18 protein-coding genes and 3 pseudogenes are annotated in these 22,661 nt (G+C 59.0%); 12 read left to right on the forward strand and 9 right to left on the reverse strand.

The features are described 5' to 3' along the window. Window positions 1-4 precede the first annotated feature (4 nt). Window positions 5-1,540 (forward strand): flippase, encoded by a 1,536-nt coding sequence (locus C3L37_RS15600; protein ID WP_129115516.1) that lies wholly within the window; start codon window positions 5-7, stop codon window positions 1,538-1,540. A 496-nt stretch (window positions 1,541-2,036) separates the two neighbouring features. Here the strand turns inward: C3L37_RS15600 and C3L37_RS15605 are convergent, their stop codons facing one another. The 3 genes from C3L37_RS15605 to C3L37_RS15615 form a co-directional block, all read right to left on the reverse strand. Then, a complete protein-coding gene (locus C3L37_RS15605) occupies window positions 2,037-2,345 on the reverse strand; it encodes a hypothetical protein (protein ID WP_129115517.1) in 309 nt (102 codons plus the stop codon). Between the two features lie 510 nt (window positions 2,346-2,855). After that, window positions 2,856-4,169 carry a sulfatase-like hydrolase/transferase gene (locus tag C3L37_RS15610; protein ID WP_129115518.1) on the reverse strand — a complete coding sequence of 438 codons (1,314 nt, stop codon included), beginning with the start codon at window positions 4,167-4,169 and terminating at the stop codon, window positions 2,856-2,858. A 448-nt stretch (window positions 4,170-4,617) separates the two neighbouring features. Continuing rightward, a complete protein-coding gene (locus tag C3L37_RS15615) occupies window positions 4,618-5,463 on the reverse strand; it encodes a succinylglutamate desuccinylase/aspartoacylase domain-containing protein (RefSeq protein ID WP_129115519.1) in 846 nt (281 codons plus the stop codon). Between the two features lie 682 nt (window positions 5,464-6,145). On the opposite strand from C3L37_RS15615, the gene C3L37_RS15620 reads away from it, so the two are divergent. After that, window positions 6,146-7,054 (forward strand): dihydrodipicolinate synthase family protein, encoded by a 909-nt coding sequence (locus C3L37_RS15620; RefSeq protein ID WP_129115520.1) that lies wholly within the window; start codon window positions 6,146-6,148, stop codon window positions 7,052-7,054. Window positions 7,055-7,120: 66 nt separating this feature from the next. Here C3L37_RS15620 and C3L37_RS15625 read toward each other — a convergent pair whose 3' ends face one another. Next, on the reverse strand, window positions 7,121-7,867 hold the full coding sequence (locus tag C3L37_RS15625) for an SDR family oxidoreductase (RefSeq protein ID WP_129115521.1): 747 nt from the start codon (window positions 7,865-7,867) through the stop codon (window positions 7,121-7,123). Between the two features lie 227 nt (window positions 7,868-8,094). Between C3L37_RS15625 and C3L37_RS15630 the strand changes: the two genes are divergently transcribed. Together C3L37_RS15630 and C3L37_RS15635 are read left to right on the forward strand one after the other, a co-directional pair. After that, window positions 8,095-9,459: a GntP family permease gene (locus C3L37_RS15630; RefSeq protein WP_129115522.1), complete on the forward strand. Its 1,365-nt coding sequence runs from the start codon at window positions 8,095-8,097 to the stop codon at window positions 9,457-9,459. An 86-nt stretch (window positions 9,460-9,545) separates the two neighbouring features. After that, complete coding sequence (locus tag C3L37_RS15635) at window positions 9,546-10,526, forward strand: C-terminal binding protein (protein WP_129115523.1); 981 nt, start codon at window positions 9,546-9,548, stop codon at window positions 10,524-10,526. Window positions 10,527-10,946: 420 nt separating this feature from the next. Here C3L37_RS15635 and C3L37_RS15640 read toward each other — a convergent pair. Continuing rightward, window positions 10,947-11,331, reverse strand: a pseudogene (locus C3L37_RS15640) (zinc ribbon domain-containing protein); the annotation flags it as partial. 412 nt (window positions 11,332-11,743) lie between these two features. Here C3L37_RS15640 and C3L37_RS25815 point away from each other — a divergent pair. The 4 genes and pseudogenes from C3L37_RS25815 to C3L37_RS15655 form a co-directional block, all read left to right on the forward strand. Continuing rightward, window positions 11,744-12,115: pseudogene (locus C3L37_RS25815) on the forward strand (hypothetical protein); the annotation flags it as partial. Window positions 12,116-12,316: 201 nt separating this feature from the next. Beyond that, window positions 12,317-12,961, forward strand: a complete 645-nt coding sequence (locus tag C3L37_RS24960; protein WP_228546271.1) for a PKD domain-containing protein — start codon at window positions 12,317-12,319, stop codon at window positions 12,959-12,961. Between the two features lie 136 nt (window positions 12,962-13,097). Then, window positions 13,098-13,517 (forward strand): universal stress protein, encoded by a 420-nt coding sequence (locus C3L37_RS15650; protein ID WP_129115525.1) that lies wholly within the window; start codon window positions 13,098-13,100, stop codon window positions 13,515-13,517. Window positions 13,518-13,641: 124 nt separating this feature from the next. Beyond that, window positions 13,642-14,229, forward strand: coding sequence for a gamma carbonic anhydrase family protein (locus C3L37_RS15655; protein ID WP_129115526.1), 588 nt, complete (start codon window positions 13,642-13,644; stop codon window positions 14,227-14,229). 4 nt (window positions 14,230-14,233) lie between these two features. Here C3L37_RS15655 and C3L37_RS15660 read toward each other — a convergent pair whose 3' ends face one another. Next, window positions 14,234-14,893, reverse strand: a complete 660-nt coding sequence (locus tag C3L37_RS15660; RefSeq protein ID WP_129115527.1) for an RNA ligase partner protein — start codon at window positions 14,891-14,893, stop codon at window positions 14,234-14,236. A gap of 179 nt (window positions 14,894-15,072) precedes the next feature. Here C3L37_RS15660 and C3L37_RS15665 point away from each other — a divergent pair, with 179 nt between their 5' ends. The 3 genes from C3L37_RS15665 to C3L37_RS15675 all read left to right on the forward strand — a co-directional run bounded on the left by C3L37_RS15665 (window position 15,073) and on the right by C3L37_RS15675 (window position 18,061). Then, window positions 15,073-16,140, forward strand: coding sequence for a 2,3-butanediol dehydrogenase (locus tag C3L37_RS15665; protein WP_129115528.1), 1,068 nt, complete (start codon window positions 15,073-15,075; stop codon window positions 16,138-16,140). 19 nt (window positions 16,141-16,159) lie between these two features. Next, entirely contained in the window at window positions 16,160-17,269 is a 1,110-nt protein-coding gene (locus C3L37_RS15670; RefSeq protein ID WP_129115529.1) for an RNA ligase, read from the forward strand. Window positions 17,270-17,647: 378 nt separating this feature from the next. Then, window positions 17,648-18,061 (forward strand): universal stress protein, encoded by a 414-nt coding sequence (locus C3L37_RS15675; protein WP_164974769.1) that lies wholly within the window; start codon window positions 17,648-17,650, stop codon window positions 18,059-18,061. A 52-nt stretch (window positions 18,062-18,113) separates the two neighbouring features. Here the strand turns inward: C3L37_RS15675 and C3L37_RS15680 are convergent. Next, window positions 18,114-19,447, reverse strand: a pseudogene (locus tag C3L37_RS15680) (RNA-guided endonuclease InsQ/TnpB family protein). A 53-nt stretch (window positions 19,448-19,500) separates the two neighbouring features. Here C3L37_RS15680 and C3L37_RS25355 point away from each other — a divergent pair. Beyond that, window positions 19,501-19,632, forward strand: a complete 132-nt coding sequence (locus C3L37_RS25355) for a hypothetical protein (protein ID WP_267195325.1) — start codon at window positions 19,501-19,503, stop codon at window positions 19,630-19,632. A 143-nt stretch (window positions 19,633-19,775) separates the two neighbouring features. Here C3L37_RS25355 and C3L37_RS15685 read toward each other — a convergent pair whose 3' ends face one another. Next, window positions 19,776-21,737: an archaea-specific SMC-related protein gene (locus C3L37_RS15685; RefSeq protein WP_129115531.1), complete on the reverse strand. Its 1,962-nt coding sequence runs from the start codon at window positions 21,735-21,737 to the stop codon at window positions 19,776-19,778. 156 nt (window positions 21,738-21,893) lie between these two features. Next, a complete protein-coding gene (gene rdfA, locus C3L37_RS15690; protein WP_129115532.1) occupies window positions 21,894-22,544 on the reverse strand; it encodes a rod-determining factor RdfA in 651 nt (216 codons plus the stop codon). Window positions 22,545-22,661 lie beyond the last annotated feature (117 nt).

Raw genomic sequence — 22,661 nt, forward strand, 5'->3', positions numbered from 1 at the left:
AATAATGGCGAGTGACCAAGACAACATCTTCAAAGCAATCCTAACATCAAGTGGTATACTAGTTTTTGGACTAGCGTTTCAGATGGGGTTGGGATTTCTTGGCCGATTAGTAATTGCTCGATTTCTGGGAAAAGTTAACTATGGGAGTGTGTCCCTTGGATACACGCTACTGGTAACAGCATCGATTTTCGTTGTCGTTGGGGTTGACAAAGGGGTAGGGAGATATCTCCCCCGGTATGATGATCAAGGGCGAAGACGCGGTGTGTTACTTTCAGCAATCCAAGTTGTGGTTCCGATGGCAGCGGTGATAGGAGTGTTAAATTTTATTTTAGCTGACTTCATCGCTTCTTTCGTCTTTAACGAACCTGAAATTGCACCAGTATTCCGTATTTTTGGAATAGCTATTCCATTTGCCGCTTTTGTTCGCCTTACCATCGGGAGTATCCAGGGAATGAAAGAAGCACTTCCTAGAGTATATATTGAAAATATAGCACTCCCATTAACACGCTTTTCTTTGATTGCGCTAGCTATCGTTCTAGGATTCGAAAGTGTAGGGGTTGCGTGGGCATATACAGGTGCTTATATCGTAGCCGCTACATTTTCACTCATATACCTCTGGAAAAAAACACCCCTTTTAGATAAGAGTGCACCCGTATTCATGCGGAAAGAACTTCTCCTTTTTTCTGCACCTCTCATGATATCAGCCACAATGAATATAATATTATCAAATTTAGATATTTTTATGCTGGGTATTCTCTCATCGCCTGGTGACGTGGGTGTTTACAACGTCGCATATCCACTAGCGGAAATGTTAACAGTTCTTCTAACGGCGTTTAACTTTGTGTTCATGCCCATAATGTCTGAACTTCATTCAAGTAATAAATATGGAGAGCTTGAGCGAACGTATCAAGTAGTTTCAAAATGGATTTTTGTATTCACACTTCCATTGTTTATTGTTCTCGCATTCTATCCTAAGATCGTTATTAGTTATACATTCGGCTCAGAATACACAGGTGGGGCACTCGCTCTGACAGTGCTAACGATTGGCTTTTTCACTCATACGATAGTCGGACCAACCGGTAACACCCTGATGGCTGTTGGAGAATCCCGTTTAATTATGTATGATAATATTTCAGTTGCCGTAGTGAACGCAATATTGAATCTGATTCTTATACCTAGGTACTCATTCTTAGGAGCAGCAGTCGCAACGACCATTGGGTACTTACTCATGAATGGTCTATATCTCCATCAACTACAACAGAAAATTGGAATCCACCCTATTCGACCAGAGTTAATACGACCGGCTATCGCTTCTTTAGGTAGTTGGACCGCTCTATATTTGATTGGAAAAGCTCTTCCACTAGCAGATTATTTAGCTTTCATAACCTCAGTGCTGCTATTCATTCCTATATACGGCACTATAATTATTAGATATGGAGGAATTGAAAGGGAAGAAATGATGATGATGCAATCAGTCGAAGATAGACTCGGGATTGATTTGAATCCTGTTAAAGACGTAGCGAGGCGATTTACAGAGTAAGATTTATCGCCCAACCGCCCGATTCTTTGGGTGTGATGGGCCGCGTGGCCCGATTGGACGTACGTACGGGAGTTGCACAAACTTCCGACGAACGAACGCCGGAAGTTCGATTCGACGCGCTCTGGAGCGCCCATCGAACCAGATAGGTAGGGGATGGGCCGAATCATCCCAGCGAGGGAGAACGCCTGTGGAGTCTGGAACCACTCTGCCGCCTTTCGCGATGGACGTTCTGACGCCGAAGCAGGAAGCCTCGGGACTTTACCCCGAGGAGGATCACTTCCAGACGTATGGTTCGAGAGTTTGTGCAGGAAGTCTCGGCACGTTAGTTTCAGATAACATCTTTCCCGCCGTTTACGCTGGGATTTCCCATGCCGCGGTAGGATATTAGGATTCGCGGTCCACGACCTTTCTTGCAGGGAGAAACATCCCGTGCTTCGGTCAATCAGATGAACCGCTGGCTGTGACACCCAGTCGGTACTCCTATCTCCCTCGGGACTCAGAGGTATTTTTCGTTGGATATCCTCGGATTCGTTAACATCGCCGGTGGCAACCATTTCACAGTCATCCAGACGTACAATCCAAGATCAACGCACTGGTTACCGTTCATCATCCGGTATGACGAACGCGTCTTTAAGTTATCGCTCAGACTTCCGAATGGCCTCAGTCCCACGTCTTCGCCCTTGTATTCAAACATTAACGTAAAGCGGACGAACGCCCATCCGTGAATGTCGAGATTGCCGTACTTTCTCCAATTACGAACAGTATCGTTCTCATCATCGCAGATATCGCCGAGGTTCCCGACCACGATGGTACCACCATCACGGTACTTGCATTTCGGGATGTTTGTTTCAAGAGTATATGCAGGAAGTGCCCCCCGAACTCGGTTTATTTGCGGGCAAGCCAACGTGCTTCTCCAGAGGATGAATCGCGAAGTAGTGGATGTCTTCTTTGAGTACGCCGTCGGGATGCAGTATACTTCATTCCCATAGGAGACGGGAGCGAAGTTGCAGATGCCGAGTCCGACGCCGGCGGTTTGGTTGTCTAATGGGTTCGTATCGATTCCAGCCCGCAGACGATATGCAAGCACCACTCGCCGTGTTCGTAGACGGCACGAACCAGTTGGACGTTCTGGATCTCGTCGATATCGACCAGATTGTGGAACTAACCGTCCACGTACTATAATTTGATCTCAGTTGGCTGGTTGTGACGATACCTGCAGTTGTGATTCACACACGTTTTTTGATAAATTCGTTAAGTTTCCCGTGGGCATATGACATTGATGGCCTAAAAGGATACAACCAATATTATCTCGAATTTATGCGTAGCCGAGATCTTCCAATCGGTTTTTAACTTCGTCAGGCACTTCGTTTTGCTGATCAACTTCTCTTAAGTTCAAGTTCTTTACTAAGGATTTCAGACGTTTCTCGCCATTGACGATATAATTTTCGCGGGTTTCAATAAATCCCGAATTGGATTCAAATCCATAGTATTTTTCATTCGAAACGATTCCACGAAGTGGATTATTATACTTCTCTAATTGTTCCTCATGGCCGTTTTTTGTCAATTTTCTTTCGCTCCAAGAAGTAAGTCCCATATACTCAGTTAGTCGATCATGATCCCCTACTTCTGATAAAATTGGTTGCCCACGGCCATCACCTTCGATTTCTGCAATATCCAGGATTGTTGAATGAACATCGAGTAAGTTGACGGTTTTATGGCAACTTCCGGAAAGACCACTTCCAGAAATACACAGAGGAATGTGTGTTAATTCTGGATAGACGCCATGCTCGTGACCCCAAGCATTATGCTCACCCAACATCTCACCATGGTCTGAAAGAGTAATAATATAATCGAAATCCGTCCGGAGTTCATTAAAGACTGTTTTATATATATCAGAGAGATATCGTGCACAGTCATCATAAGCTAGTTGTATTTGTTGTTTATCTCCACCACCAAAGCTTAAATCACCAATAGATTCAGTGAGGCCTGGTTCCTCAACGGTCATGTATTCTTCTGGGGCCCTGTACGGTTCGTGAGCCTCCATCAAATTCATAAAGAGGAATTCATGGTCACTAAATTCCATCTCGGAAATCGCGTCCAAGGCTTCGACTGCACCGCCGTATTCTGTAATTTCGTTATCGCCCAGTGCATATTTTCCACCAAGAATCAAGGAAGGAATAATGGAAGCATCGCTTCGGACGCATTCATAAGCGGCAGCAAGATATTTTTTAATCCCATATGTGTTAGTCTCCCTACTGAATTTAGGGAAATCAAATATGCCATCATCCTTAAATTTCTCAAATTCATCAGGAGTGTTAAAGTCATTAAACCCTCGATCAAAGTTGAAATGACTCGTGATATTTGTATTAGCACTGAAGGCACGAGTGGTATATCCTGCTTTTTGCAATTGTTCAGCAAGAGTAGGCTCGTCACAATCACAATAGATATGCTTCGCATGGATACCAACTTCACTCGGATAGAGACCTGTGAACAAGGATGCATGAGCGGGGACAGTCCAATTTGCTGTTGAGTATGCCCACTCAAATCGTCTTCCTGGCAACCAATCAAAATGTTTATCAAACGTATCCTTTCGCAACGTGTCTAAAACAACAAGTGCAATGTTAGTCATGGGTTGTGATGTTATTAATTTGATAATTATGCATGGTTATTTTGGAACCGATAATGCGTTTCGGTACTATAGCCCTGCTTCTCAGAGGTAATAATATGTTCGGCTCTCCAGTCGGAAACACCTACGTGTGAACTACCCCCACCTACCGCGTACGGGATTGCTTACCCCCTCGCTTCTTGAGGTTAGGGCTTCCTCGTTCAACGACGCGTCTTGTAGATTCGCAAGGGATCCACAGCGATCGCAGTCTCCGAAGCCGCGGATTCGTCCTGCCACATGTCCATCTTTCCGCACTGCGCAGTGCGTGGTAGGCCTTGAGGGTTTCAATTTCTACAACTACCACGCACATGCACCGCTTCGGTGGGATAGATGGCGAAAAAAATCAGCTGTGAGACATCACCAAAAATATTTGTCCATTAGATACCAATAAAGATAACTGTATTTAGTTTGGTTATTGTCCTGTAGAAACCCCTATGCTATGCTGTCCGAGAAGATGTTTGACGATCTTCTTACTCCATTGAATGCGTGCGGTGAGACCCGTCTCGTACTGGGTCACCTCAACGAGGTAACCGGGGCGGTCGAGGTCAGCGGCGACCTTGTGGATCAGGAGCGGTCGCTTCCCTGTCAGAGTGTTGCCGATGACGAATTCGTGGTCGGCGGATCGCTCGGTCAGATCGTGGTTCTCGTTCATGTAATCGACCGTCCGACCGGCATTCGCCCGCGCGCCGTTCGCGCTGGTGGGATAGATCGCCTGACCGCTGGCCTCGGGCGCGTCGTCGGCTTCATAGATGCCGTAGGAACTGTGCAGGTCGAAGGTGATGTCGACGTCGTAGTCGAGAATGACGTCCCAGATCGCCCGGGCGAGCGCGGTCGTCGGCTGCTCGCCTGCGGGGAACTGTCTGTTAAGGTCACCGTTGTTGCCGTATCGAGTTTCGGCTTCGACCGCGGGAGCGTTCGCCTCCGGAAGCGTGATGAGCTGACCGCAGTCGGGGTGCCAGTTGGTGATCTGATCGGCGGCCTCGTAGCCCGCCTCCTCGTTGCCGTGGACGCCGCCGACGACGAGTGCCGTGGGCCCAGACTCGGTGTAGGTCGTGACGTGAACCTCCGTCTCCTCCGCCGTATCGTCCCGGATGGTGAACGTATCGCGCGTAATGCTGTTCGCCGAGGCCGTACCCGCGCCCGCGAAGCCGATCGTGGACGCGGCGAGAACACCACCGGAATGCCTCAGGAACGTCCGGCGGGTTGAGTTCGTAGTCGATTCGACTGCCGCATGTTCGTCCGCACCTTGTTTCGTCATTTCAGTTGGTCTCGCGTTTCGGTCGAGGACTATTCTTCCAAATTGGATGTACTAACTGTATGTTTTGCTACTTCGAGTTTCAAGTGGGGTATAACGTTGATAGTTATTTACAGTGTACCACAAATTACTATCCATCTACGCTGATAACGACCGGGCAATCGCGGACACGTTACCACGAACGGCGTCGTTCGGCGAATCCTCCGACTGAACGGCCACATTGGGCCGAGTCGTCCACGTTATCCGCGGTGAAGCGGGCAGTCGTCGGACACGGATCGTCCCGAGATCGACGGTGTCGGCGGTAGGTAGATGTTACTGTATCGACATTCCGAGGGCGAGGTCGAGCTGCGCCGATTTTGTCGGTTCTCAGTTCCGAACTTGGACAGAATTTGTCGAATATACCTGTCGGGAGAAAACGCACTTATTCGGAACGACGGTTGGTTCGCGCGAAAAGACAGACCCGCGCCCGAACCGTCGAACCAAGGTCGTGAGGGAACTGAGGTGACGCGAACGCTCGCGACATCGATCCAAGTATTTCCAATGGACGCGTGTAAGTGTCGTCTTCGAAGTAAGAGATCGACAGCTCACGAGAGGACGTCAGGGCGGGTCGTGCACCGACCCCCCCGCTCCGGACCGCGCGGTGACGGGTAGACCTATAACGGCTCTCCTCGAACCGTGCGGCACGATGTCCAAACGCATTGGACGGTTCGGACGGACGCTCTGTCCGCTGGTGACGCCGTTCGGCGACGGATCCGTGTCGCGCGACGCGCTCGAATCGCTCGTTCACCACGTCCTTGACGGGGGGATCGACGGGCTCGTCCCGTGCGGAACCACCGGCGAGTTCGCCAGCCTTACCGACGACGAGTACCGGATGGTCGTTTCGACGACCGTCGACGCCGCGGGGGACACGCCGGTGATGGCGGGGGCCGCCTCAACGAGCGTCGACGGAACGCTTGATCGGATCGCCACCGCCGCGGACGTCGGCGCTGACGCGGCGCTCGTCACGACACCGTACTTCCACACTGCGAACGACCCGGCCGGCAACGCCCGGTTTCTCTCGGCGATCGCCGAGGAGGCCGCGCTGCCGCTGTACTTATATAATATTCCATTATGTACGGGACAGGCGATTCAGCCGGCGATCATCGAAGAAGTCGCAGCAATGGAGAGCATCCACGGGATGAAAGATTCGAGCGGGGATTTCACCTACTTCGTCGAGGTACTCCGCCGGACTCCGGACGACTTCGAGCTGTATCAGGGCTTCGACAGCCAGTTCCTTGCGGGGCTGACACACGGGTGCACCGGCGGCATTAACGCGCTGGCGAACGTCGTCCCCGAGGCGTTCGTCGCGGCCGTCGACGCGTGGGAGCGCGGTGATTTCGATACGGCACTGGAGATCCAGACAACACGGATTGTCCCGCTGTTCGAGGCGTGTGTGGACCACGGATTCGCCCCAGCGACGAAGGCGGCACTCGTCTCCCGCGGCGTCCTCTCGGATCCGGCCGTCCGCCCGCCGCTCGTCGAACTCGACGACGCAGGCGACGGATTCGAGGAGATCGAGGGACTCGCGGCGTCGGCCGCGAGCGCGTCGGACTGAGTCGACGGGTCGGTGCTCGTCGCTGCGTGGATTTCGGCGTCGTTCAGTGCGAAAGCGGCCGACGCGTCAGAAGTGGCTGAACTTGTCGCGCCGATAGAGGTCGATCTCGCTCACCGTCGTCGGTCGTCGCTGGTTCGCGGCGAAGACGATCGCCTCCGCGATCTCCCTCGGCTCCGTCACCTCGCCCTCGTCGAACCGCTCGACGAGGGGGTCATCGTCTTCCGAGCCGAACTCGGTCCGGACCTCGGTCGGGTTGATCACCGTAACTGCGACTCCGTCGGGGCCGACGCTCCCTTCGAGGCTGTGGGCGAACCCGCGCGTCCACCACTTCGTCGCGGCGTACACCGGGTTCGCCGGCCGCGGGTACTGACCGGCGAAGCTCGCGACGAACACGAGGTTTCCCGACGACTCCCGGAGGTGCGGGATCGCCGCGCGCGTCGCGAAGAACATCCCATCGACGTTCACATCCATCATCTGGCGGTAGTCCTCTGTCGAGAGCTCCTCGACCGAACCCTCGCGGCCCAGCCCCGCGTTGTTGACGAGCACGTCGAGGCTATCAAACTTCTCCGTCGTTTGCTCGATCATCCGCTCGACCTGAGCCTCGTCGCTCACATCGGTCGGCACCGCGAGCGTTTCCACCCCGTGATCGGCGCGGAGCGTCTTGGCGATCGAGTCGAGTCGCTCCTCGCGCCGCGCTGCAAGCGCGACGTTCGCACCTCGCTCGGCGAGTGCGAGTGCAGTCGCGCGCCCGATTCCGGACGTCGCGCCCGTCACGAGCGTCGTCGCCCCGTCCAGCGTGTCGGTTTCGGTCATAGATTCGCATCACACTAAGGCGTGATAAACATTGCCCAGCTTTCGAGATGAGGGACGATACGTCCAAACACTGTGGCGGATGACATCGGCCGGATCGCCATTTCAGCGATGGGGAAAACAGTACCGCCCCGCCGACGTGACCATTCTACACCTGTGCAAGCAAAGCAGTAACGTGTCATATGAATCACCAACACATTAATTAACGGTAGTTATGATACGAGGGACGTATGGTGCTCGATAACCCACTTGTTCCGTTCGCGGTCGGACTGCTCGTCGTCGTCGCACTGCTCGTGTGGCTAAAACTTCCTGCGTTCGTGGGACTCATTATCGCGACCTTCGCCGTAGGTGTCGTGACGCCGGCGGTGCCGTTCGTCGAGGTACCGACAGCGACGGCGGAAGCGTTCGGTGACGTGCTGGTCTCGATCGGCATCCCGATCCTGATGGCGGCGATCATTGGGAAGACGCTGATGGAAAGCGGCGCAGCCGAGCGGATCGTCCGCGCGTTCCTCCGCCTAACCGGTAACGATCGCTCGGAGTACGCGCTCCTCGGGAGTAGTTACATCCTCTCGATCCCCGTGTTCTTCGACAACGTGTTCTACCTCCTCGCGCCGATCGGTCGGTCGATGCGCGCGCGCACCGGCGGGAAGTTCCCGGTGTACGTGGCAGTGCTCGGAGCGGGCGCCCTCGGAACGCACATGCTCGTCCCGCCGACGCCCGGTCCGCTCGCCATGGCGGACGAACTCGGCGTCGACCTCGGGATCGCTATCGGCGTCGGCGCGCTGGTCGCCCTCCCAACGAGCCTCGTCGGCGGCGTTGTGTACGGGCGCTGGATTGACAAGCGAATGGAAATCCCACTCCGGGACGCGATGGGAACGACGGCCGAGAGCATCGAGGCGGCGGCCGATCGGCCGGTATCCGAGCTCCCGGGACTCTTTGAGTCACTCCTCCCCATCGCGCTGCCGGTCGCGCTGATTGCGTCGAACACCATCGCGGAAGTTGTCTTCCCGGAGACGTCACCGGTGCGGTCCGTCACAGGCTTCTTCGGCGATCCGAACATTGCGCTGACCGCCGCAGCACTTGTCGCGACGTGGACGTTCTACCGGATGAAAGAGCTGAGCAAGGAAGCCCTCGGCGACGAACTGACGGAGGCATTGAAGAGCGGCGGGAACATCATCGCCATCACCGCGGCCGGCGGCGCGTTCGGCGTGATGCTTCAGAATGCTGGGATTGGCGACTACATCGCCGGGGGGCTCAGCGACCTCGGCATCCCCCTCCTGATCACCGGGTGGCTCATCGCCGGGCTGATCCGCATCGCGCAGGGATCGGGGACGGTCGCGATCCTCACGGGGGCGGCGATCATGGCCCCGCTCACGGGGTCGTTGTCCGTCCACCCAGTGTACATGATGATGGCGGTCGGCACCGGCGGCATGCTGTTCGCGTGGTACAACGACAGCGGCTACTGGATCGTAAAGGAGGTCGCCGGCATCACGCAGGAGGAGACGTTCAAGACGTTCTCCGCGGTCAACTTCGTGATGTCGATCACGGGGATCACGTTCGTTCTGATCCTCTCCACGCTCCTGCCCTTGCAATAGACAACGAGGTGCGTTTACCGACGACGGCAGGAGGATGGTGAGGATTTGCCGAAGGGTTTTTGTGCCGACCGCGGGACCACGCGGTCATGTCGCACACGGTCGTCGTGACCGACTTCGACTTTCCGGACGTCGAACTCGAACGCGAACTCTGTGAGGCGCATGGCGCGACGCTCGAGACCGCACAGGCGACGACGCCGACGGAGGTGATCGAGGCGGCTGCGGGCGCGGACGCGCTGCTCGTCCAGTACGCGCCGATCACCGAAGCGGTGTTCGACGCGCTCCCCGACCTTGTCGTCGTCGGTCGATACGGGGTTGGCGTCGACGCCGTCGACGTCGCGAGCGCGACGGCTCACGGCGTTCAAGTCGTGAACGTTCCCGCCTACTGTGAGGATGAGGTGTCGACGCACGCCATCGCGCTCCTTCTGGCGTGCGTTCGAAACGTGTCAAACTACGACGCGGAGATCAAACGGGGAACGTGGGACTGGAAACGGGGACGTCCCATCCACCGGCTTCGGGGCCGGACGCTCGGCTTCGCGGGGTTCGGAAAGATCCCCGAGCGGATGGTCAAGAAGGTCCGCGGGTTCGGCCTCGATGCGGTCGCCTACGATCCGTACCGTTCAGCCGAGGAGATCGCCGGGCGCGGCGCGGAGAAGGTCGAGTTCGAGGAACTGCTTGAACGGGCGGACGCGATCTCCGTCCACACGCCGCTGACGGACGAGACGCGGGGACTGTTCGACGCCGACGCGTTCCGGGTGATGAAGGAGTCAGCGGTCCTCGTCAACACCGCCCGGGGTGGCGTCGTCGACACGGACGCGCTTGCCGACGCGCTCACGGCGGGCGAACTTGCGGGCGCCGGCCTCGACGTGCTCCCGGAGGAACCGCCGGAGCCGTCGCCCCTTCTCGATCGCGACGACGTGGTGTTGACCCCGCACGTCGCGTGGTACTCCGAGGAGTCGATCGAAGAGCTCCGGCGGACCGCGACGAGGGATGTGCTCCGCGCGATAGTGGGGGAGCGTCCGGAGAACCTCGTCAATCCCGATGTCTTCGAGTCAACTACCCCACCCTAAGCGCCTTCGGCGCGTTGATGGGAGATGTCCGTGACCTCTGCCTCGAACCCATCCCCGGGTAGGCGGTGAACTACCCTGCCCTACCGCACTCAGGGCTACCCGCCCCTCGCTTGTTGAGGTCGGAGCTTCCTGTTTCTGCGTCGGCACGTGCATCCGACATGGACACAAAGGTTCCAGCCTCCGCAGGCGACTTCCCGTTACGGGCGGTTCGGAGTGTCCCGCTCCTCCCGAATCGACACTCGGCCACACGACCGATACACGCGTGTGTGTGCGTTCTCACATCGGACGCATCCTGCAGATACGTCCGCTGTGGGTAGTAAACCTGCCGAATTCGTGGATTCAGACGATGACGGCGAGTGTATCTCCTCCCTATCGCTCACTTCGCTCGCGATTGAGAGAGGGACCTTACCCGCCAGCAATTCAGGTTAATCTGCGCTTCGGCGTCACCGTTCCAGACTTTAGGGCGAATTGACTGTCGCCCGTCCTACGAGACGACTGTTGGCCCCGACGGACATAGCGCATACCGATATTCTTCGCCGTCGCAAAGTCGCGAAGCGACTTTGCTGCCCGTCAGATCGTGCGCGATCGGACGACCGCGTTGGAGTCCGCGTTCGCTTCCGACCCACGTTTCACGCATCGGAAATCGTCACGCGCCGGGTGATTCTTCTATCGTAAATCCACACTCGGAACACCGCTTCGACGTGTACGCCGATCTGACTTGCTTCATCGAGATGCCGGCGGCTTCGGCTTTGTACCTGACGTACTCGCAGAGCGTTCGGAACGCCCACTTGGGACCCCACGATGCGCTGTTCGCTCACGCTTGAGGAAGGGGGCTCCGCGCAACCAATTGGTTGAAATCCCCGATTTCCTCGACAGAGGGCCGTCGTAGCGCCCGCCTCGCAGCCGCTAGTGGCGAAAAACAGGCGTTTTGATGACAGCGCTACTCCTGTGAGATAGAGACGAACACCGACAGGTCCACGAGACATCTCCGTTCAAGGGACTCGAAAGGCGAGAAGCGCCGTGGCGAACTCCGCCCCTAAGTTTGGTCGAGGACACCGCAACCCGACTAACCGTGCCGACCTTGTTCGAATTGTCCGGAAAAGACAGGATACATATGTTCTAGATATACATATGACATTAAAGATTTCTTAATTCAAAGATGCACTACATTAATCGACACATAATAAAAGGTAGACGGTATCTACCCCGAACCGCCAATGCGACGTACTATCTCTACGCGAAGAACGTTCCTCGCCGCCACTGGCACCTTGGCGCTCGCGGGGACCGGATTCGGCCGCGCGGCGGCCGACGAGGAGTCAGCTTCGGAGCAAGATACATTCGCGATACGTGAAGGAACGGAAGATGAGACCACCGTATACGAAACAGCTGGGTCGGAAGATGGTCCGACGGTCGTTGTTGTAGCTGGAATTCATGGTAACGAGACCGCAGGAATTCGCGCCGCGGACGAGATTGCGGAGTGGAATGTCAACGCGGGAACGCTCGTCACGATTCCGCGTGCTAACGCAACCGCGGTCGAGCAAGAATCGCGAACCGGGTCAGACGGGAGCGATCTGAACCGAGAATTTGAGGTTGGCGAGGAACCGGGCACCGAGCTCGCCCAGGCGCTCTGGGACACCATCGTCGAATACGATCCTGACGTCGTCGTCGACCTACAAGAATCGCAAGGAATATACGACGGCAGTTACGATGAAGGGGAAGGCGTCGGTCAGGCAATATTCCACTCGTACGATTCGGCAGCATTCGAAGGCGCAGAAGGGGCCGCCACGTACGTGAACGAGAACTACGTCTCCGATTCGCAGTACGAATTGAAGACTGACATTCTTTCCGGACCAGACCAGCCTCCTTACGGGCTTCTGGTACACAAAACAACGTGGGACCTTAATGCAACCTCGTATCTCTTCGAGACGTACTCTGGAGTCGGCCTCAGCAAGCGCATCCAGTGGCAGAAGCAGGTCGTCAGACAGCTCGTCGGCGGCGAGATTGACCTCGGCAGCGCGGACGAAGATGAAGGCGACAACGAAGAGACCGGCGGTGACGACGGATCCGAGGAGGAAGAGGAGACGGACAAAGGCGGATCCGGTGGCGAAGACGACGGCACGGGCGGCGATAGCGATGAACCTGCCGAGAATGAGCCGCCTGTTGCGAAGATCGCATCGAGTCCCTCCAGGGCGGCGACGCGTACCTTCGATCTGGGTGACACTGTCGCGTTCGACGCGACGGGATCGTCCGATCCGGACGGCGAAATTGCGTCGTACGAGTGGAGACACAGGGGCGTCGGAACGCTCGACAGAAGTGGTGGCACGGCCGAGCTGACGTTTACGGACTGCGGACGAGCGCGCGTCGCTCTACGCGTAACCGACGACGGGGGCGCGACGGACACGGACGAGGTCGTGGTCGTCGCCAATCGAGGGTAACCGGACGCAGCCACCGCGCCGATCCGACGGAACCACGCGATGCGTCCACCCTGGGTACGTCGGCGGTTCTTACGGATTGACAATCGCCGCTACGAGTTTTCTTTCCGAGAGCATACCCCTACTTAGGGGAAGAGAGATGTACGATACGATTCTCGTGCCAATAGATGGAAGCGACCCGTCGAACAGGGCCGCGGAGCACGCGCTCGAACTCGGCGTCCGATTCGACGCGGCGGTTCACGTCGTCAACGTCGTCGACACGGGGCGGTACGGCGAACCGGCGCTGAGTAGCGCCGAACTCGTGATCGACGAGTTGGAGGACAGGGGCCACGACATGGTCGACACGTTCGCCGACCGCGTCGACGCCGCGGGGCTCGAAGCCCGCGGACGGGTCTGCCACGGCGACCCCGCGGGCGAGATACTCGCCCTCGCCGACGAGGTCGACGCCGACCTGATCGTCCTCGGGTATCAGGGGCACAGCCATCGACTATCAGGACACTTGGGGAGCGTCGCGGAGCGCGTCGTGCACGGCGCGGGGCGGCCCGTCCTGACCGTGTGACGGTGCGGGCGAACGAAAGCAGCTGAAGCCCCCGCCGCTTCGTCGAGCGGATCAGTCGGCGTGAAAGTCGCTAACGGTCGACCGAAGTGAGGGTTGATAACCTGCACGATCGTACTAGATGCCTATGGGAGAGACGAACTGGTGGCGATACGGCTTCGAGGGGAACGTACCCGAGATCGATGCGAGCGCGCACGTCTCGCGGCGGGCCACGCTCGTGGGCGACGTGGCCGTCGGGGCCGACGCGAGCGTGTGGCCCGGGGTGGTGCTGCGGGGCGACGTGGGTCCCGTCCGGATCGGGCGCGAGTCGCACGTCGGCGACAACGCCGTCCTCCACGCGGCGGTCGCGGGCGATCGCGTCATGATCGGACACGGCGCGGTCCTCAACGAGTGCGCCGTCGATGACGGGGCGCTCGTCGGGTTCAACGCGACGGTGAACACGGGCGTCACGATCGGGAGCGGGAGCATCGTCGCGTCGGGGACGGTCGTCCCGGAGCACGTCGAGATTCCTGCGCACTCGTTCGCCCGCGGCGTCCCCGCGCGGATCGCGCCGCTCGAAGAGACAGCGATCGACGCCGAGGAGATCTTCGAGCGGTACTCGACGGGCGAGTACACGGGCCTCGCCGACCGTCACGGCGACCTGTTCGTTTCGGAGAGCGAAGGGGCGAACTGGGGGGAAGAAGAGACGAGAGAGGGAGAACGGGAGGACGGCTGATTGATCAGCCGCCAGCGTCGACGGTGCGGAGATACTCCTCTAGCAACGCAGGGAAGTCCCGGCCCTTCATGTAGCGCAGGCCGAAGTCGTCGGCCCAGTTCATGATCCCCGTGTCTTCCGTGACGACGCCCGCGTCGAGTTCGCGCGCGAGGATGAGGAGATCGAGATCCTCTCGCGAGTCGAGCACACCCTTCCGGAGCGTCCGCCGGTACTCGTCTCTGAGGCCGGAGATGACCTGGTCGACGCCGCTCATGTGCTCGTGGTCGTCGCGTCGCTCCGCGCGGGACTCCTCGGTCTTCCGGACCGCCTTCTCGGAGATGCGAAGCCCCCGGTTCACCCGGTCGCTCATCTCATCGATGAAGCCGTAGACGAGCTCCGCGGGGATCATGACTTCGAGGCGCGCCGGGCTTTTCTTTATGACCCACGTGTTCAGCTTCGAGAGCGTCTCCTCGGAGATGGAGCGGCTTTCGAGCATCGTCGTCAGCTCCTGGTGGATCGACGGGGGCATATAACAGGAGATATTCAGTTCGAGCTTCGCGCGCGCGACGAGGTCCAGAAACCGGTCGATCGCGTCCTCGACGCTCTCTCCCTCCCGCCGGATCTCCTCCGTGAGAAAGAGGGAGGTGTCGAGGACGAACCGTTGTTTGAGCGGGTGAGCTGGCATTGGTATCGGTTGGCACGGCGGCGGCATATAGCTACGCCTCGGCTCGATGTGCACGCGTCGACCCGCGTCATCGAACGTTCATCCCTCGAACGTTCATCCCTCGAACGTTCAGAATCGTACGATCGTCACGGGATAGTGACAAATAGTTCATTCCCCGCCGGGTCGTGGTACCAAGTGACATGAAAGCGGCGACGTACCACGGACGGCGTGACGTTCGAATCGAGGAGGTAGCGGAGCCGACGCTCGGGCCGAACGACGTGCACATCGAAGTCGAGACGTGCGGCATCTGCGGGTCGGACCTGCACGAGTACGTCGCGGGTCCGATATTCGTCCCCGGCGAGGAACCGCACCCAGTCACCGGCGAGGCGATGCCGATCACGATGGGTCACGAGTTCGGCGGCGTGATCACCGACATCGGCGCGGAGGTGACCTCGCACGACGTCGGCGAGGCGGTCGCCGTGAACCCGATCGTCTGGTGTGGCGAGTGTCGCTACTGTGACGAGGGAAAGTACCACCTCTGCGAGTCGGTCGGGTTCGTCGGTCTCTCCGGCGGCGGCGGCGGCTTCTCGGAGACGGTGACGGTTCCGGCAGTGCAGGCAGTCCCGCTCGGGGACGTGCCGGTGGAGTACGGCGCGCTCGCCGAACCGTTCAGCGTCGCCCTCCACGCAGTCCATCGGTCGGGCCTGCGTGCAGGCGACTCGGTCGCCGTGTTCGGGAGCGGTCCGATCGGACTTGCCGTCGTGCAGGCCGCGCGAGCAGCCGGTGCGGGACGGATCCTCGTCTCCGAGCCGCGCGAGGCGAGACGTGAACTCGCGAGCGAAAGCGGCGCGGACCACCTCATCGACCCGACGGAGACGGATCCGGTCGACCGCGTCGTTGCCGAGACGGGCGGCGGCGCGGACGTCGCGTTCGAGGTCGCGGGGATCGAAACCACGTTCAGGCAGGGGCTGGAGAGCGCGAAGGCCGACGGCACCCTCACTGTCGTGAGCATCTTCGAAGAGGAGATTTCGATGCACCCGAACGCGGTCGTCCTCGGGGAGCGCACGATTACGGGGACGCTCGCGTATCTCGGCGGCCCGCTCTCCGCCCGCGAGTTCGGGGCTGTGATCGACATGTTCGAAAACGGCGATCTCGACCCGGAGGCGATCGTCACCGCCCGGATTGACCTCCCGGACCTCGTTGACGAGGGATTCGAGCGCTTACTCGACGATGAGAGCGAACAGGTGAAGATCCTCGTCGAACCGTGAGTCGCCGAGGTCGTCGACGATGAGCTACCACGAGCAACTCGGCGTCTCCCGATCGGCGTTCGACGCCCTCTCGGAACACTTCCAGCGGCGGGAGTTCCGCGGCCGCGAGTACCGATTCCTGCCGGACGGGCGACAGAGCGTTCCGCGAGGGACGGCGCTCTTCGACGGGGTCGTCGTGCGCGGCTTTCCGAAGATCTCCCGGACGCTCGTGCTCGACCCGGGCGTCCCACGGCATTTCGACGGGGCGTTCGCGGTCGAGGAGAAGCTGAACGGGTACAACGTGCGGATCGTCCGGATCGACGGGGAGACGCTCGCGTTCACCCGCGGCGGCCTCGTCTGTCCCTTCACGACGCGGAAGGTCGAGTCGCTTCTCGATCTCGACGCGTTCTTCGACGACGACCCGTCCGCCGCGCTGTGTGGGGAGATGATCGGTCCAGAGAATCCCTACACCGCCCACGAGTACTCTGGCGTTGACTCGCTCGCGTTCCGCGCGTTCGACGTCCGCGATCGAGCGACGGGCGAGCCGCTTCCGGTGCGACGGCGACGACGGTTCTGCGAGCGACACGGCGTTCCGCAAGTACCGCCGCTCGGCGTGTTCGAACCCGAGTCGAGCGCGGCCAAGGTGGCGGAGATCGTCCGCGGACTCGACGCCGAGGGGCGCGAGGGCGTGATCATGAAGTCGCTCGACGGGACGCGCCTTCTGAAGTACACGACCTCGGCGGCGAACCGGGGGGACCTCGCCTACGCGTTCTCGCTCCCGTTCGACCACGGTCGCGAGTTTGTGTTCCGCCGGCTCGTCCGCGAGGCGTTCCAGACCGTCGAGTGGGAGGAAACGGACGCGGACGAGGAGCAGCGGGCGCGCGAACTCGGCGAGTCGATCCTCGCGCCGATGGTTGACACCATCCGTCGCGTCCGGGACAGCGAGGTCGTCGGCGAACGTCACCGCGTCCGGGGAACGCCCGAGGAGATCGACGAACTGCTCGACCACCTCCGCGACCAGAGCCTCCGGATCGCCGTCGAGGACGACCGGACGGCGGACGGCGAACGGGTGGTCACATTTAGCAAGCAGATGCGGGCGACGACGGATCAGACGCGAGCGTACCTCGACGGAACGGTCGTCCGCGAGTGATGGTCGAATCGAGCCGGTATCGATCGCATGTGACGTGCCATTCGTACCACCTGAGATACTTCTATCATACGTCACAATCATATGATTCGAATCATACAGTCGGCGAATAGACGAATTTGACCGGGGTGAAAATCGGCGCAAAAGGCGATACGTTCGCTGAGAGCGGCCGTCTTCGTGTTATCCAAACGTTCTAAACTTGTAGCTAGTTTGGAATTTACACCGTGGACCCAGTCTCGATACAGAAATACCAATGATCGGTGTGGCAGAATTTCGCGGGTGAACTTCGTCGGAGGGATGAATACTATTGACATCCTCCTGCGCCTAAAGACGCGGGTATTCTCCTTATTCTTTATAACGGATCACTCCATAGGATGTGGCATGACACGAAAACGCGTGCTCGTCGCGGTCAGCGAGGAGGAAGAGCGGGCCGGGATCCAGGCGGAGTTGGTCTCAGACTTCTTCGACCCGGAGAACGTCGAGGTCGTGGTGCACCACAATTTCACCGATAACCCTGAGGGGGCGACCGTCGGGCAGGTGGCCGCGGTCCGGCGCGCGGAAGAGCGTCTCGACGAGGAGGGGTTCGACGTCTCGCTCTGCGAGACGAGCGGGAAGTCGTCGTCGACGGCGATCCTCGACGCGGCGGCCGATAGGGACGCCGACCTCATCTGCATCTTCGCGCGCAGACGGAGCCCGACCGGGAAGGTGCTGTTTGGCAGCGTCGCCCAGGACGTGATCCTCTCGTCCAGCCGGCCGATCCTCATCGCGCCGCAGGCCGGATTCGGAAACGGATGAATGGCATCCTCCTCGACCTAAAGCCGGGGTATCCTCGCGCTGGGGGTATCGCTTACCGACCCGCGGAGGCAACTTGCGGGTTCGTATGCTCCTCGTTGGGACGGTGAGAGCGTAGTGACTCCGACCAAGTGTGGTCTTCCCACTTGAGGCATACAGGCCGTGCCATCGGCCGTGATGCCGTCGTCTGCCGTCTCAGGAACGTTTCGGACGCTGTGAGGTCCGCGTGTCCTTCGAAACCGCACGGACACGTCAATGTGTCTCGGTGGCGCGTCATTCGGTCGGTCGAACCACACTACGGACACTCTTAACTTATCCACGCTTCCGAGCGAATCTCCACCGAGATGCTGTACTCCTCGGCGGTACACGCCAGCCGTTTGACGAACGCGCGAAACGCCCAGAAGTTGTGCGTTTTTTCGTTGGCCCGAACTGACCAGTGCGTGTCGAGCACGTCGGTTGAATCTCGACGTACACCGTGGAGACGCCCTCGTCGTACAACCGTTCGATGAGGTCGCGGGCGAGTGCGTCTTGGGCGTGGTTGCGTCGGCGTGTCTGACGTCGGTACAGCGAGTGTATCCGGTGACTGCTGTACCGACCGTCGTCCAAGAGCGATTTCAGACGGGCGATTTCTCGCGTCGTCTCGCGGAACCGCTCGAACAGGTCGTGCCCCTCGTATAGATACTGTTGGCCGGTTGTGGTGGTACTGGCGACGAGGTTGTTCGCACCAATATCCAGAACGGCCTCCTCTGAAGCCAGTGGGTGTGCCAGTCAAGAATCGTTGACGGTGGCTGGCTGAAAGGCCCTGAACGTCTGTGCGTGCTCGTCGTAGTACAGTTCCAACCCGCCCTGCTTGTCGTACTCCGTCCAGTTGGGTTCGCCCCGGACTTCGAGTTGAAGACGTTCCTGCCGTCCGAGTCCGTACTCGTCTTCCAGGTCTTTGCCGACGAGGATTTCCAGACGAGAGTAGTCGCCCCACTCGATGGTGTACGACGTGTTGCGGATGTACGTGCGCGGAGTTTTCGTCCGTCTTCGGCGTTGCCCCAGAAATCGGGCTTGCCGTTGGCTTCGCCTTTTTTCTTGAGTGCGAAGAACGACCACCACGCTTCGCGGTTCTTGCGTTCGATTTGCTGAACGGTCGACGCCCCGAGCGTGCCGCCGTAGCGGCCGCGATACTCGCTGCTGTCCCATACGTTGCCGTCGGGGTCGGCGTAGTTCTCACGGCGTTCACGAGACCGAAGGTCTCGTGCGCACACAAAATCGCACCGCGATTTTGGGACGCTCGTAGTTGATTTCGTTCCAGAGTGCGGCAGAAGCGTCTAACAGGCGTCGAAGTAGCCCCCCGTCCTCGTCGGACTGAGGAACGACCTCGAACGTGTTGGTCCACTTCATCAACGACTTCATATACCCGAAGGCTAATGTATGTGTAAGTTTTGTATGTTTGTATGGTGAAAAACATCCACGTGGTAGTTGACGACGACGTACATAAACGGTTGAAGCGAATCAAGAAGGAACACGGTCTCACGTGGGAAGGGATGTTGCTCCACGCGGCGAAAGACTTGGGAACCCCGGACTGAGCGTCAGTGGCTGTGTCCCTATTGTCGGATTCACGCCCGCAGTGAACGCCGGGACTCTCTCCTTGAGTCAGGTAGTATCAGGGATCGATACCGTGGTCGATCCCATCACGGAAAGAACGGAAGCAAACTCCGCCCGTGCCCGATCAGATCTCGGAGATCCGCTCGTGTTCCTCCGAGATGGCGCTCGCGTCCTCGGGGAGGAGGGCGACGACGAGGTAGTCGGCGTAGCCGTCGATGTACTCGACCAGCGCCGCGATGCGATCGGAGTCGATCGCTTCGAGCGAGTCGAGGAGGATGAACGGCACCGCCTCATACACGTCGTGGGCCAGGTAGCCTGCCAGCGCAAACACCAGCCCAGTGACCTCCCGCTCGCTCTCGCTCAGGTGATCGACGGTGTCCTCGTAGACGGAACCCGAGGCCGTCTTTCGGACGATGTGTAGGTCGAAGAACGCCCGCGTGACCTTCCGGCGGCCTTCGCGGACCTCGCGCTCGGTCCGCTCGATCCAGATCCGTTCGAGGTTCGCATAGTCGAGGATGTCGAGCACCGCCTCCATGTGCTCGTTGAACTCGTCGACGGCCTGCGTCTCGATCTGCTCGATGCGGGTCCGGAGGTCCTCGATCTCGTCGCGGATCTCGTCGCGCCGCTCCGAGAGTTCCTCGCGCTCTGAGAGCCGCGTCTCGACCTCGTTCGTCTCCTCGTCGACGCGGTCGAGTTCGCTCTCGAGCTTACCCAGCTCGAATTCGAGCTGGTTGGCCCGCTTGTGGAGGTCGAGTATCTCGCTGTACTCTTCGGCTTCGAGTTCGTCGACCTCACCCTCCAACCGTTCGATCTCGTCCGTCAGCGACTTCCGACGATCTTTCAGCCGTTCGAGCGTCGATTCGCGATCCTCGATCTCGTCTTCGGTCCGGCGGAGCCGTCGTTGGACCTGCTCTCGGCGGCTCTGGTCCTTCTCGAAGGAAGAGCGGTCCCGCTTCAGCTCGTCGATCCGCTCGCGCAGCTCGTTTCGTTCCTCGACCTTCGTCTGGCGCAGGTCGCGCAACCGATCGACGGTGCGTTCGATCTGCGTCGTCTCGACCTCTGAACCGCACGTCCAGCAGACGACGGTTTTCGATTCGTCGAGGAGTTGATCCGTGACCGAGCCGCCGCTCGCGTCGGTTCCAACGTCCTCCCGAAGCGCTTCGAGCACCTCGGTGCTCGTGCCTTCGAGCATGTCCTCGTTGAACTGGATGATCGTCTGCAGTTCCGTGATGCCGGAATCGAGCGTCTGGATCTGGTCCCGGAGGCGATCGAGCTTCGAGTCGATCTCTTCGATCTCACCGACGGGCGCGTCGGGCATCTCCTCGCGCTCTTCGGCGAGTTCGTCCCGCTCGTCTCGCAGCGTCGAGAGGCTCTCCTGCTCGGATTCGATGCGGAATCGGACGTTTTCGAGGTCGGACCGCTTCTCGCTGAGCTGATCGAGCTTGTCGTTGAGTTCCGCCTTCTCCTCGCGCGTGTCTTCGACGTCCGCGTCCGCCGATTCGATCTCGGCTTCTGTCTCTTCGAGCGTCGCGCGCTTATCCTCAATATCGGCCGAGAGCTGCGTCCGCCGCTCTTCGAGCTGCGGAAGCCGCCCTTCGAGGTCGCTGAGCTCCTCCAGCTTCGACGCAATCCGCCGCCGCTCGGCTTCAAGCTCCTCGATCTCGTTTTGGATGGCGTCCATGTCGATCGGCTCCATGATGATCTCGCGGAGATCGTCGCCGCGCGCGACCGCCCTGCGCGCCTCGTTCGATTCGAGGAGGAATCCAAACAGGTCTGCGAGCGTCGGATCTTCCAAGTACGGGTCACCACTCGTGACGACGGTGCCACCCTCGCGCGTGAGCGTCCGAGTGTACGTCCGATCGCCGAAGGACAACTCGACGCTGCCTTCCTCGGCGTCGCCCTTGAGAGAAACGCGATCGCTGCCGAGTCCCGCCATCAACGCCTGGAGGAACGACGTCCTGTTAGTCGCGTTTCGGCCGGCCAGAACGGTGATCCCGGGTTCAAATTGAACGGTCGAGCGTTCGATCCCGCCGACGTTCCGGACGTCGACTTCGACGCGACCTGCAGAGGACTGTGCCTGACTCATATATCCACTTCGGGTTTCAGGTCATATAATTCTTGATATACGATTCGGAGAATCCTGACGGCACTAGCTTCGTAATGCTCTCTGCGGAAGGAACGAACGCTGAGCCACCGACGTGTTCGATTCGGAATCGACGACTCAGCGTCCGAAAGCGGGAAATCATTCATCTGGCTGACAGTCACAGCCGCCGTTTTCGAGCAATTCCGAGACCGGATACTGGGAGCCGCAGTCCTCACAGAGCACGCGGATATCGACGAAGACGCTGAACTCGCCGAGAACGATGTCGCGGCTGTTGCGTAACTGCTTCAGCGTCGACTCCGCCACCGCGACGAGGCGGCTCCGAAGTCGTCGGATCGTCTCGCGGCTCTTTTCGAGACGAGCGTCGGGACCGGGGTCGTCTTTCGTCTTCTTCGCGCCGCGGTACTTCGTCAGGTACGTGTACACCGCCTGATGGGAGACGAAATTCCGCATCACCTGGTCAACGTCGATCCCGTTTCGCTTCAGCGTGTTCTCCGCCTCCGTTCGGATCCCGCCGCTGATGTCGTCTTCGGTGAGGAGTCGATACATGTTCTTCACCTCGCCGTCGAGCGTCTCCATTCCGTGCTCGTCCATCTCGGCTTCGAGGATCCGCTGGTTGAAGTAATCGGCGAGGTCCCGCAGGCTCCGGTCTTCGACGCCGTCGCCGGTCCAGAGCCGTTCAATCCGATCGCCCATCCCGTTGAGTCCGTACCGTTCTATCAGTCGACCGACTTTACTATTCGTCTGATCGGGGACGTTCTCGGAAGTCGCCCCGTCGCGCGAGTCGCTCATCGATTTCCAGTTGGTGATGCGGACTATTAAACCCCTCCAATCACGATTCCTTCGAAGAGCCATCGAAGAGCGACTGACGAACGGCCGAAGAGCCAAACGGAACCGATGGGCGTCGGT

This window comes from Halegenticoccus tardaugens (genome assembly GCF_004116405.1).
In the GTDB taxonomy this organism is placed as follows: Archaea; Halobacteriota; Halobacteria; order Halobacteriales; family Haloferacaceae; genus Halegenticoccus; species Halegenticoccus tardaugens.

Coding starts and splice junctions, on each gene's coding strand:
- C3L37_RS15685 (WP_129115531.1), bottom strand. CDS start 21,737: ATGAGTCAGGCACAGTCCTCTGCAGGTCGCGTCGAAGTCGACGTCCGG.
- C3L37_RS15675 (WP_164974769.1), top strand. CDS start 17,648: ATGACACGAAAACGCGTGCTCGTCGCGGTCAGCGAGGAGGAAGAGCGG.
- C3L37_RS15665 (WP_129115528.1), top strand. CDS start 15,073: ATGAAAGCGGCGACGTACCACGGACGGCGTGACGTTCGAATCGAGGAG.
- C3L37_RS15625 (WP_129115521.1), bottom strand. CDS start 7,867: ATGACCGAAACCGACACGCTGGACGGGGCGACGACGCTCGTGACGGGC.
- C3L37_RS15620 (WP_129115520.1), top strand. CDS start 6,146: ATGTCCAAACGCATTGGACGGTTCGGACGGACGCTCTGTCCGCTGGTG.
- C3L37_RS15670 (WP_129115529.1), top strand. CDS start 16,160: ATGAGCTACCACGAGCAACTCGGCGTCTCCCGATCGGCGTTCGACGCC.
- C3L37_RS15600 (WP_129115516.1), top strand. CDS start 5: ATGGCGAGTGACCAAGACAACATCTTCAAAGCAATCCTAACATCAAGT.
- rdfA (WP_129115532.1), bottom strand. CDS start 22,544: ATGAGCGACTCGCGCGACGGGGCGACTTCCGAGAACGTCCCCGATCAG.
- C3L37_RS15630 (WP_129115522.1), top strand. CDS start 8,095: ATGGTGCTCGATAACCCACTTGTTCCGTTCGCGGTCGGACTGCTCGTC.
- C3L37_RS15610 (WP_129115518.1), bottom strand. CDS start 4,169: ATGACTAACATTGCACTTGTTGTTTTAGACACGTTGCGAAAGGATACG.
- C3L37_RS25355 (WP_267195325.1), top strand. CDS start 19,501: ATGGTGAAAAACATCCACGTGGTAGTTGACGACGACGTACATAAACGG.
- C3L37_RS15655 (WP_129115526.1), top strand. CDS start 13,642: ATGGGAGAGACGAACTGGTGGCGATACGGCTTCGAGGGGAACGTACCC.
- C3L37_RS15650 (WP_129115525.1), top strand. CDS start 13,098: ATGTACGATACGATTCTCGTGCCAATAGATGGAAGCGACCCGTCGAAC.
- C3L37_RS15660 (WP_129115527.1), bottom strand. CDS start 14,893: ATGCCAGCTCACCCGCTCAAACAACGGTTCGTCCTCGACACCTCCCTC.
- C3L37_RS15635 (WP_129115523.1), top strand. CDS start 9,546: ATGTCGCACACGGTCGTCGTGACCGACTTCGACTTTCCGGACGTCGAA.
- C3L37_RS15615 (WP_129115519.1), bottom strand. CDS start 5,463: ATGACGAAACAAGGTGCGGACGAACATGCGGCAGTCGAATCGACTACG.